This is a genomic window from Lactococcus garvieae (assembly GCF_016027715.1).
Lineage (GTDB): Bacteria > Bacillota > Bacilli > Lactobacillales > Streptococcaceae > Lactococcus > Lactococcus garvieae_A.
On record NZ_CP065691.1, the window covers coordinates 557075 to 569357 of the forward strand.

Sequence of the window (12283 nt, forward strand, 5' to 3'; positions counted from 1 at the left end):
ATGAATAGGAGCGTAAAATGAAAAACAATCAATTCCCACATTTCCCAGAAAATTTCCTTTGGGCTGGAGCTCAAGCAGCTTCACAGGCTGATGGCGCTTATGAACAAGACGGGAAAATGCCGAATTCTTCGGATGTCCAGCCTTATCATAAAGGCTTAGATAATATGGAAATCCAGCGCCTGGAACAAGAAGGAATGACCTTGGAGCAAGTGCATAAAGCTCTCACCGACACAGACCATTTTTATCCCAAACGGCATGGTATCGATTTCTATAACACTTACGAACAAGACTTAGAAATGCTGGCAGAAACAGGAATGAAAGCCTTTCGTACATCCATTGATTGGGCGCGTGTCTTCCCTAAAGGCGATGAGTTAGAACCTAACGAAGCAGCGCTTGAACATTATGGTAAAATTATTGACAAAATCCGTGAAGTGGGTATGGAGCCTATTATCACAATGCTTCATTATGAAACTCCCATTCACTTAACTCTAGAGTACGGTGGCTGGGCAAACAAGAAAGTGATTGATATGTTTGCGCGTTATGGTAAAACCTTGCTCGACCGTTTTGGAGAAAAGGTGAAGTATTGGATTGTAATCAATCAAATCAATATGATTCAAGTAGAGCCATTCCTCTCTCTTGGAATTTGCAAAGATCAATATGAGAAGGAAGAAGAGGCTCAGTATCAGGGAGTTCATAACCAAATGGTCGCTTCTGCCTTAATTCAAGAATATGCTAAAACCTTGAACTTGCCAGATCTTCATATTGGTACGATGGTTGCTGATGGTACGGCCTACCCAGCTTCATGCAAACCGGATGATGTCGCTCTTGCCTTATGGCACAACCGCATGCAGTACTTGTTCACAGATGTGCAGTTCCGAGGAGTCTATCCTAAGTTTGCTTTAAATTATTTTGCAGAAAAAGACTTAAATATTGAAATCACGGAGGAAGAAAAACGTATACTCCGTGAGAATACGATGGACTATTTAGCCATCTCCTACTATTTCTCACAAATGGTAGATTCATCCAAAAATGATTACATTCCTTATGACATTACCAACAATGAATATCTAGAAGCAAATCCATGGGGCTGGAATATTGACCCTAAAGGGCTTTACAATACATTATCACAATACTGGGATCGGTATGAGAAACCGATACTCATTGCGGAAAATGGCTTTGGCATGTACGATGAGGTAATAGATGGTCAGATTCATGATGACTATCGCTCAGCTTATTTAAGCGCCCATATCGAACAGGTTGGTCATGCAATCTATGAAGGAGCAGAAGTCCTCGCTTATTGTGTATGGGGGCCGATTGATATTGTCAGCTGTTCTTCTCAACAGATGTCTAAACGTTATGGCTTCATTTATGTGGATATTGATGATGAGGGAAATGGCTCTCGTGAGCGCTTGAAAAAAGACAGCTTTAAGTGGTATCAAAATGTTATCGCCACAAACGGTACAGAAATTTAAGGAGTTTTTAACTCCTTTTTGGCGTATCATCCTCTATTTGACGAAATACGTTCTTTTAAGATAAAGAAACAGGAGTGATTGATGAAGAAAAAAGAAATTCTTTTAAAATATTTGAAAAAGAATAAAAACCAAAACTTCATTTCAAGTACAGAGTTATCCAAGATGTTGGATGTAACCGATCGGAGTATTCGTTATTACGTGAAACAACTTAATGAAGAAACACCAAAGATTATCGAAACCAGTCGAGAAGGATATAAGTATAATGCCCAACAAGATTTAGATGAAACAGGAGATGGCTCCATCAATAGTCGTCGCTTCTCAATCTTGCAAACTTTACTGAAAAATGGTGGAGCAGGAGTGAATCTTTTTGATTTGGCAGAAAAATTATGGGTCTCTGAGGCAACAATTCGTCAGGATATTGCTATATTACAAAAAATGATTCAAAATGAAGGGCTACATATCAGGCAACATGATTTTTCTTATTACTTAAAGGGCAATTATGACGAGAAGCGACAGCTTATCATGCGTTTAATCCGACAACAAGGAGCCAACACGCATAGCTTAGAAGAGGAAATGCAAAAATTTTTAGGTGAAATTCCCTTATCAGAAGTCGCAGAAGCTTGCGCCTCTATTTTTAAACGTTATCGCTTTTACACGAATAATTATTTTTTCCAAAACTTTATCCTGCATTTAATCATTGCTCTACATCAACAAAGAACAACCCAAATACAAAAGTTTACTAGTCCATCTTTGGAGATGATTGAGGAAATTTCACATTGGCTTTATGAAAATTATAGTGTCTCTTTAGGTGGGGAAGATAAGTTTGAACTTGCTCTACTTTGTGATGGAGAAAAAGGACATCATAACCCCCAAGTCGAATCCTATGTTGCCAATGAAATAGCAGAAAGTCTTCATCGAGCTTTGCAGGAAATCAGTGATGTTTTCTTAATCGACTTCACAGACGAGAAATTCCTTACGCGGTTGCTTCTACACACCCAAAATCTCTATACACGTGTAAAAGACAAGAAGATTAAGAGAAATTTAAGTGCTATTGAAATCAAAGTTCGCTATCCTATTTTATTTGATATTGCAGTTTATCTGTCATCATTGATTGCTACGGATTTAGATATTGAAATCGCAGAAGATGAGATTGCTTTTTTGGCACTTCATCTCGGCTCTTTTTTAGATGAGCAAAAACAAAATTCTCATAAAATACGTACTCAACTTAAAATGTCGGGCTATCTTAATCGAGAAGAAATAGTGCTTGAAGGTTTGCAAAAACGTTTTGATGACGAATTGTTATTTCTGAAAAACAGCACTGAAAATGAAGAGCAACTTGAACTTGTTCTTTCTACGGAAAAGATTACTGAAAGTGCGTATTATGAAAGTGTACTAATTCATGAATTTTTAACAGAGAAAGATTTCACACACATTCGTGAGGCAATCGAACGTGTCAAAAACAAGAAATACCGCCATTTTCTGGGGACTTTTTTACCACAATTAATTCCGAAAAATGCCTTTTTGACTCTCAAAGGAAAGCCCACAAAAGCTGAAGCTTTTGAAAAGATTGGGACCTGGTTTTTGGAAAATAAATTTGCTGATCAAGGCTTTTCTAAGAAATTATTTGAACGTGAAAGTTTGTCTCCAACATCCTTCAACAGCGGAATTGCTGTCCCTCACTCAATTAGATATGAGGGAAACAAAACCGGCATGCTCGTCCTTAAACCAGAAGAACCACTGACATGGGATGGGCAAGATATTTATCTCATTTTAAGTTTCACGATTAACCCAGATGATTCTACATACTTCAACCAACTCTTTCCGCATCTCATCGAGATTTTGACTGAAGGATATCATGTCGATTATTTGAGAAGAAGTGAAAATAGAGAGGAAATACTTGAAAGAATGATTGAACTCCTTTCTCGATAAGGTGAAATGAATAGATATTTGGCTAATTAAGTGTATTTGTATATTTCTTTAAATTGAGAAAGTAACTTTATGCTATAATAGATGGTAATAGACTTTTTATTAAGGAAATAATTATGAATATACAAGAAATGAACGCGCGCAAGGAAAAAATCCGTAACTTTTCAATTATTGCGCATATTGACCATGGGAAATCAACTCTGGCTGACCGTATTTTGGAGTTGACAGAGACGGTTTCAAAACGTGAGATGCAAGCTCAACTTTTAGACAGTATGGATTTGGAGCGAGAACGTGGAATTACGATTAAACTGAATGCCATCGAGTTAGAATATACTGCAAAAGATGGAGAAACTTATATTTTCCACTTGATTGATACCCCAGGACACGTCGACTTTACTTATGAAGTGTCCCGCTCATTGGCGGCTTGTGAAGGTGCTATTCTTGTCGTGGATGCTGCTCAAGGTATTGAAGCCCAAACCTTGGCAAATGTTTATTTAGCTTTGGACAATGATTTAGAAATCTTGCCTGTTATTAACAAAATTGACCTCCCTGCTGCAGATCCAGAACGTGTGCGTACAGAGGTTGAAGATGTCATCGGTCTGGATGCTTCAGAAGCAGTCCTTGCTTCGGCAAAAGCGGGTATTGGTATTGAGGAAATATTGGAGCAGGTGGTTGAAAAAGTGCCAGCACCTCAAGGAGATGTTGAAGCGCCACTCAAAGCCCTTATTTTTGACTCCGTCTATGATGCTTATCGCGGTGTTATCTTACAAATCCGTGTCATGGATGGTTCTGTAAAGGTTGGTGATACGATTCAACTGATGTCTAATGGCAAGGAGTTTATCGTTACTGAAGTCGGTATTTTCACGCCGAAAGCTGTGGCGCGTGATTTCCTTATGGCTGGTGATGTGGGTTATCTCGCTGCTGCTATTAAGACCGTTGCTGACACTCGTGTTGGTGATACGATTACTTTAGCGAACAACCCAGCAGAAGAAGCCCTTGATGGTTATAAAAAGATGAACCCGATGGTTTTCTGTGGTCTCTATCCGATTGATTCGAACCGTTATAATGATCTTCGGGAAGCGCTTGAACGTTTGCAGCTCAATGATGCCAGCTTACAGTTTGAACCTGAAACATCTCAAGCTCTTGGCTTTGGTTTCCGTTGTGGTTTCCTTGGACTCTTACACATGGACGTTATCCAAGAGCGCTTAGAGCGTGAGTTTAACCTTGACCTTATCATGACAGCACCATCTGTAATCTATCAGGTCAATACAACAGACGGTGAATTAATGGAAGTTGCTAACCCAAGCGAGTTTCCAGACCCTACACGTATCGAAAGTATTGAAGAACCTTTTGTCAAAGCACAAATCATGGTGCCTAACGAATTTGTCGGTGCTGTGATGGAGCTGGCTCAGCGTAAACGTGGGGAGTTCGTGACGATGGACTATCTTGATGCTAACCGTGTCAATGTCATCTATCATATCCCTTTGAGTGAGATTGTGTTTGATTTCTTTGATAAACTCAAATCTTCTACACGTGGTTATGCAAGCTTTGACTACGAAATTTCTGACTATCGCCCATCACGCCTTGTGAAGATGGATATACTCTTGAATGCAGAAAAAGTCGATGCACTCAGCTTTATCGTTCACAAAGACTTTGCTTACGAGCGCGGCAAAATAATCGTTGAAAAATTGAAAAAGCTGATTCCACGCCAACAATTTGAAGTACCAATCCAAGCCACGATCGGCCAAAAAATTGTTGCCCGTAGTGACATTAAAGCCCTACGTAAAAATGTCTTGGCTAAATGTTACGGTGGAGATATTTCGCGTAAACGAAAACTCCTCGAAAAACAAAAAGCCGGTAAAAAACGTATGAAATCAATCGGTTCAGTTGAAGTTCCACAAGAAGCTTTCCTTTCTGTTTTGTCTATGGATGAGGATTAAAAGGAAAAAAGGGATATAAAAATAAAAAAAGACGGTCGTTATGACTGTCTTTTTTTTGGAGGAAAGAAGTAAATAAAGATTATCAAATATCTAAGAGCTAATAAGTGTCCGACGAATCGTGTGTTTAACGTTAGAAAATAGCAAATTCCGAACTGGAGGAATTTGCTTTTTGAGTTAAAACTGAGATTATACTTATCGGACAATCTTTTCTATACTTAAATCTCCCATATTTATTTATCTTCCACAATACGAACTTCTGTTTGTTTGTCAAAGAAGTGTGCTTTATTGAGGTTAAGTGTGACCGTGATTTTTTCTCCAGGTTGACGGAAATCTCTTGCCTCGACGCGTGAGACAAGTTCTGCCTCACCAGCTTTAAGATAAAGCATAGTTTCAGCCCCTAACAGTTCTGAAACGGTCACTTCAGCCTCTATTTGTGCTTCAGGATATGCTTGCTCTGCAATGATAGACGCAGAGATATCCTCTGGACGGATCCCCATGATAACTTCTTTAGAGGAGTAGCCCTTCTCCTTCAAAAGCTTGTGCTGCCCTTCTGGAAGCGTTAAGCTGATGCCTTCACCCACAAGCTTATTGTCAATGATTTTTAGATTGAGGAAATTCATAGCTGGACTACCGATAAAGCCAGCCACAAATTTTGTCGCAGGTTCATTGTATAACTCTTGAGGTGTCCCAATCTGTTCGATACGCCCTACAGTTCCTGACTTGTCCGCATTTGGTGTTGAACTCATGATAACGATACGATCCGCAAGGGTCATCGCTTCGGTCTGATCATGGGTAACATAAATGGTTGTGGCACCAATACGACGGTGAATTTTGGCAATCTCTGTCCGCATGGACACACGCAGTTTGGCATCGAGATTTGATAAAGGTTCATCCATGAGAAAGACCTTGGCATCACGTACAATCGCACGTCCCATAGCTACACGCTGACGTTGTCCCCCAGACATATCCGCAGGTTTACGGTCAAGAAGATCTGTCAGGCCAAGAATATTGGCTGCTTCCTCAACACGTTTTTTGATATCTTCCTTTTTATACTTGCGCAGTTTAAGTCCAAAAGCCATGTTATCAAAGACAGTCATATGAGGATAGAGGGCATAGTTCTGAAAGACCATCGCAATATCACGATCTTTAGGCGCCACATCGTTCATAAGTTTACCATCAATGGTAAAATCGCCTTCTGTGATATCTTCAAGTCCTGCAATCATACGCAGAGTAGTCGATTTTCCACATCCAGATGGCCCAACAAAAACGATAAATTCTTTGTCTTTAACGTCTAAGTTAAAGTCTTCCACAGAGTATTGGGTAGCGTTGGGATATTTTTTGTAAACCTTGTCTAGTTTAAGCGTCGTCATATTGTCTCCTTTTTCTTATCAAATCAAATTCGATTTCCACTTCATTTTAATGTATCCGCTTTCTTAAATCAATGTAAGATTAGCTTAAAAAAATTATACAAAGTGCACAATTTCAGAAGAAGCTAAAAAATCCTTTTTTTCACAGCTGCTTAAAAACATGATTAATGCAAGATTAGGAGAGGATATAAAAGAGTAAAATATAAATAAAAAGAAAAAAAATTAATTTTCTATTGACAAGTAAAAGAAAATTAAATATAATGAAAGCAGTTACAAAATAATGTAAGCGAATACAATAATACAGAAAACGCTTACAATTAAAGCGAAAAATTTAAGTTCTGAATCTCTCTACCCTATCAGAACAGCACTAAAGGAGAACAATGAAACTCAAAAAAAGTATCGTTTTAGGTTCATTATCACTTCTGGCCGCGATGACGCTTGCGGCATGTGGTAATAACCAACACGCTGGTAAAACTCAAATCGAATTTATGACTTCATCGGTTGAGCAAGAACGACTGGCTGTCATTAATGAACTGGTTAGTAGTTTTGAAAAAACACATCCCGATATCCATGTCAATGTTGTTCCAGTTGATGAAAATGCCTATAACACTAAGGTAGTTACCTTGGCTCGTGCCAATAAGATGCCCGAAGTGGTAGAGGTCTCGCAAGACTTTGCCAAGGTAATGGATAAAGACCAACTCATTAACCAAGAAGCAGTTGATGAAATTATGTCTGACGTTGGTGAGGATACCTACTATGATGGTGCTAAACGCCTGGTTCGTTCAGAAAATGGACAGCATTATATTGCAGCCCCGATTTCTGGTTGGGTACAAGGAATCTGGTATGACAAAAAACAGCTCGCTACAAAAGGTATCACTGATTTGAGTTCTTGGGAAAAAGTAGAAGCAGCGGCAAAGGCATTTAATGATCCAAAAAATAAAAAATTTGGTATAGCGATGCCTACCGCAGATTCTGTAATGTCTGAGCAAGCTTTTTCACAATTTGCCCTCTCGAATAAAGCCAATGTTTTAAATGCTCAAGGTCAAGTAACATTTGACACTCCAGAAATGAAAGAAGCTTTAAGTTTTTATCAAAATTTGTCCCAGTATACTATGCCAGGTTCTAACGATGTTACCGAAATCAATGATGCTTTCATGAATGGTACGGTGCCAATGGCCATCTATTCAACTTATATCATTCCCGGTATTTTTGAAGCAGGTAAGGCGGAAAATCTCGGATTTGCTATTCCAACTAACAAGAGTGAGGCAGTTTACGGTACAGTGTCTGGTCTGACTATTGCGGCTAACAAGTCAGATGACAAAACTGAAGCAGCAAAAGAATTTGTCACATATCTTTCAAGCCAAGAAAACATGGAAAAATGGGTATTGATGTCCCCTGGTGGAGCTCAACCGGTTAATAAGAATATTGTTAACTCGTCCACCTACCAAAACAATGAAGTTATTCAAGCTTTTGGTAAGCTTCCTACAGAAATTGCTAACTCCTTTGATAAAGTTCAAGTTTTTGGCTTAGTTGGCGAGAAAAACTTCAATAAAATGGGTAACATTACCTCGGCAGGAATTATTGGGCGTGCAGTACATGATGTAACGGTTGGTAATCATGCGGTTGGTCCAGTCCTAGAAAAGGCTCAAGCTGAAGCTCAAAAAACAACAAAAGAAGATTAATAAAGTGCTTCCCAGTCAAAAGCATATGCTTAATGACACAGGTTGAAATTTAGATTTTTAAGTATCACACCAAACGAAAGCAGTTGGTCAAATTTCGTACAGTCCTCCAAAAGCTTTCGAATCCAATAATAAACTTTATGAAAAATGAGTAAATTAACATGAAAAAAATCAATAATGCAGACACCAAGTTAGCTATCGGCTTACTTGCACCGAGTATGATTTTACTTGCAGTACTGGTATTCTTTCCTATGTTGCAGAACATCATCATCTCTTTCCAAAAGATTCCATTGAATGTCACCTTGCCATCCACTTGGATTGGCCTTGAAAACTACGTGGAAATTTTAACTGACCTTGAATTCTATAAATCTTTAGGTTTGACCTTTGCCTACACTGCGCTTGTCGTGTTTGGATCAACGGCCTTGGGATTAGGAGTCGCAATGGCATTGAACAGGCCCTTTAAATCTCGTGGTCTTTCTCGTTCCTTGATTATCTTATCTTATGTCACTCCCTCTATCTCACTTATTTTTGCTTGGAAGTATATGTTTAACAATACTTATGGCATTGTAAATCATGTTTTGGTGGATATCTTAGGAATATTTGACAGAGCCCCTTTATGGTTTGATAAGCCAGAAAGTTCCTTCGCGTTGGTTGTCCTCTTTGCTATTTGGCGCTACTTCCCATACGCTTTCATCTCCCTCCTTGCTATACTACAGACTGTAGACAAGTCTTTATATGAAGCAGCGGATATTGATGGTGCCACTTGGTGGGATAAATTCAAAGTGGTGACACTCCCGGCTATTAAACCTGTACTCCTTACCGTTATCGTCTTGCGTTCGATTTGGATGTTTTATATGTTTGCGGACGTTTATCTTTTGACTGATAAAGTCAATATCTTAGGAGTTTACCTCTATAAAACTGCCTTCGCCTTTAACGACCTTGGCAAGGCTTCGGCCATCTCAATTATTCTTTTCCTAATTATTGCGGTGGTTATCTTCTTCTCTAGAAAGCGAGTGAATTTGAACAATGGCTAAGAAAAAACGTATCAAAAACATACTCTTTTACGTCTTCCTGGTTGCTTTCCTCTTCATCAATCTTTTCCCTTTTCTGATTATGCTTATGACTTCATTTAAAGGAAAAACTGAAGCGATTGCGACGACACCAACCTTTTTCCCACATGATTTCACTTTTGAACACTATGTAGACATCTTCAATCCTGATATCTTTCCGTTTATTGAATACTTCAAAAACTCTTTGATTACATCAACTATCGCGGCACTTATTGCGGTTGTTATCGGTATTGGAGGAGCATATGCACTCGCACGTTTGAATTTTAAAGGACGTACGCAGATTAATGCCTCTTTCTATACGGTCTATATGTTCTCAGGAATCTTAATTGTTGTACCTTTGTTTAAGATTATTGCAAATCTAGGCCTTTATGATACTTTGACTTCCTTAGTTATCATTATGGTTGTCCAAACTTTGCCAACCGCAATCTTCATGCTACGCTCATACTTTGAGACTATCCCAGTAGATATTGAAGAAGCAGCTAGAATTGATGGACTTTCACGGTTCCAAATTATATGGAAAATCATGGTTCCGCTATCAATGTCGGGAATTATATCTGTCTTTGTATATAGCTTCATGGTGGCTTGGAATGATTTCTTATTTGCTTCCATCTTCCTGTCATCCACAGACAAATTCACACTCCCAATCGGCTTGAATGCACTCTTTAGTACTCCTGACTATGTTTGGGGTCGCATGATGGCAGCTTCACTTGTAACAGCAATTCCAGTTGTTCTTATGTATGCTTTCTCAGAACGCTTTATCAAGTCAGGAGCTACAGAAGGTGGCGTAAAAGGTTAGCTGTGATAGTATTTCCTAACTAAAATTAATAACTATCTTTTCAAAATGTTAAACGAAAGATAGAAAAAAATAAATTATGGGTGTAGACCCAATGGAGAGAAAATAAAATGAAAAAATTAGTTGCTTTAGCCCCACATGTTGCTGGTCTTAAAGATTATGAAGAACGAGCTATTGAAGCAGATGAGGTACTCATTGCAGTAAAATTCGGCTCACCAAAGCCAGGAACAGAATCCGTAGACTTTAAAGGGATTTCACCTTTTGCGGACGATGAATTTAATACAGAGTGGAATATGTTCATGCCAAGAGCAGCAGATGCCCCTCGTGGTATTGAGTTTGGTGATTTGCCTTTAGGCAATCAAGTAGTGGGGGAAATAGCAGAAATTGGTAGCGAGGTTACAGAATACAAAGTCGGAGATATAGTCTCTACCTATGGTCCCATTCGGGAAACCGTTATTGTAAAAGGGGTAAATAACTATAAGCTCCGCAAGATGGAAAGTTTAGACAACTGGAAAAATGCTGTCTGCTATGATCCAGCTCAGTTCGCTATGGGAGGAACTCGTGTAGCCAATGTACGTGCGGGAGATTGGGTAGCTATTTTTGGACTTGGAGCGATTGGCTTGATTGCGGTACAAATCGCGGCTAAAGCGGGTGCTAAAGTCATTGCACTGGATCCTATCGCTAACCGTCGTGAGCTAGCCTTGAAGATGGGGGCAGTACATGCCATTGATCCAATCAATGAGGATGCAGGATTACGCATGAAAGAGTTGACTAACAAGATGGGTGTTGATTCTGTGATTGAAACTTCAGGTGCAGCACAAGCTCTGCAAGCATCACTTAAGGGTATTGCTTATGGTGGAATTATCTCATATGTAGCTTTTGCTAAGCCCTTCCCTGAAGCTGCCCTCAACTTTGGACGTGAAGCACATTTTAATAATGCACAAATCATCTTTGCCCGTGCTTCTAGTGAACCAAACCCTGAATACCCACGTTGGGACCGCAAGCGCATTGAAGATACTTGCTGGGATCTTTTAATGAGTGGCTATTTGGACTGTGAAGAGATTGTAGCCCCAATCGTACCAGTCGTTGAGAGCCCCGAAGCTTATGAAACTTATATCGACAAGAATCCAGCCTTGTCTGTTAAATTTGGCGTACAATTCTAAGGAGAGCACACATGAAAATCGCAACACAAGACCAAGCATTTTTCCCAAAAAATTTGACTGAAAAATTTCAGTACTTAAAAGATATCGGCTTTAATGGCTTCGAAATCGACGGTAAAGTTCTCGTAGAAAATTTAGCAGCTGTTAAAGCAGCTGTAGAAGCTACTGGCTTGCCTATATCCTCTACATGTAATGGTTATACAGGGTGGATTGGTGATACGGACGAGAAGCGTCGACAAAATGGTCTTAAAGAAATCACGGCTATTTTAGAAGCTTTATCTGAAGTAGGCGGAACTGGGATTGTAGTGCCCGCAGCTTGGGGTATGTGGTCTTACCCGCACTTTGAAGCTTTCCCACGTACTGCAGAAGAAGATTTTGCTATAGTTTCTGATTCTTTGAAAGTATTAGATGCAGTGGCTGGTCGTACGGGTACGAAAATTTACTTGGAGCCGCTTAATCGCTATCAAGATCATATGATTAATGTTCTCGCTGATTCACGAAGATACATTGATAAAAATGGCTTTGAAAACGTGGAAGTTATTGCTGATTTTTACCACATGAACATGGAAGAGTCTGACTCAAAAATTGCTTTAGAGGAGCAAAGAGAAAAACTAGGGCACGTTCACTTGGCAGACAACCATCGTTATGCTCCTGGTACTGGTGATATTGACTTTAAAGGACTGTTTAGTGTCTTAAAATCTAACGACTATAAAGGTTGGCTGGTTTATGAATGTCTGATGCGTGGAGAGAATTTTGATGCCACTTACAAGGAATCTATCGATTTCATCAAGCAAGCGTGGGCCGAAGCCTAAGAAAAAAAAAAAGACTGACTGAGTCAGTCTTAGAGAGTGGATAATTGATAGAGTAACAAAAAGC

9 protein-coding genes are annotated in these 12283 nt (G+C 39.3%); 8 read left to right on the plus strand and 1 reads right to left on the minus strand.

The features are described 5' to 3' along the window. The first annotated feature begins 17 nt into the window (after window positions 1-17). From I6G50_RS02895 to lepA, 3 genes are all read left to right on the plus strand, one after another. Window positions 18-1472 (plus strand): glycoside hydrolase family 1 protein, encoded by a 1455-nt coding sequence (locus tag I6G50_RS02895; protein ID WP_197909103.1) that lies wholly within the window; start codon window positions 18-20, stop codon window positions 1470-1472. Between the two features lie 81 nt (window positions 1473-1553). Beyond that, the gene (locus tag I6G50_RS02900; protein WP_197909104.1) at window positions 1554-3401 is read left to right on the plus strand and encodes a BglG family transcription antiterminator; all 1848 of its coding nucleotides are present in this window, start codon (window positions 1554-1556) and stop codon (window positions 3399-3401) included. 113 nt (window positions 3402-3514) lie between these two features. After that, window positions 3515-5338: a translation elongation factor 4 gene (lepA, locus tag I6G50_RS02905; protein WP_197909105.1), complete on the plus strand. Its 1824-nt coding sequence runs from the start codon at window positions 3515-3517 to the stop codon at window positions 5336-5338. Between the two features lie 230 nt (window positions 5339-5568). Here lepA and I6G50_RS02915 read toward each other — a convergent pair whose 3' ends face one another. Then, entirely contained in the window at window positions 5569-6708 is a 1140-nt protein-coding gene (locus tag I6G50_RS02915) for an ABC transporter ATP-binding protein (RefSeq protein WP_081165260.1), read from the minus strand. A 377-nt stretch (window positions 6709-7085) separates the two neighbouring features. Here I6G50_RS02915 and I6G50_RS02920 point away from each other — a divergent pair, with 377 nt between their 5' ends. The 5 genes from I6G50_RS02920 to I6G50_RS02940 all read left to right on the plus strand — a co-directional run bounded on the left by I6G50_RS02920 (window position 7086) and on the right by I6G50_RS02940 (window position 12219). Next, window positions 7086-8387 (plus strand): ABC transporter substrate-binding protein, encoded by a 1302-nt coding sequence (locus I6G50_RS02920; RefSeq protein ID WP_197909106.1) that lies wholly within the window; start codon window positions 7086-7088, stop codon window positions 8385-8387. Window positions 8388-8545: 158 nt separating this feature from the next. Beyond that, the gene (locus tag I6G50_RS02925; protein WP_197909107.1) at window positions 8546-9418 is read left to right on the plus strand and encodes a carbohydrate ABC transporter permease; all 873 of its coding nucleotides are present in this window, start codon (window positions 8546-8548) and stop codon (window positions 9416-9418) included. Further along, on the plus strand, window positions 9411-10250 hold the full coding sequence (locus I6G50_RS02930) for a carbohydrate ABC transporter permease (RefSeq protein WP_197909108.1): 840 nt from the start codon (window positions 9411-9413) through the stop codon (window positions 10248-10250). The genes I6G50_RS02925 and I6G50_RS02930 overlap by 8 nt, the downstream gene beginning before the upstream one ends. A 107-nt stretch (window positions 10251-10357) precedes the next feature. Beyond that, entirely contained in the window at window positions 10358-11410 is a 1053-nt protein-coding gene (locus I6G50_RS02935; protein ID WP_003134750.1) for a zinc-dependent alcohol dehydrogenase, read from the plus strand. An 11-nt stretch (window positions 11411-11421) separates the two neighbouring features. Further along, window positions 11422-12219, plus strand: a complete 798-nt coding sequence (locus I6G50_RS02940) for a sugar phosphate isomerase/epimerase family protein (protein ID WP_197909109.1) — start codon at window positions 11422-11424, stop codon at window positions 12217-12219. The last annotated feature ends 64 nt before the right edge of the window (window positions 12220-12283 follow it).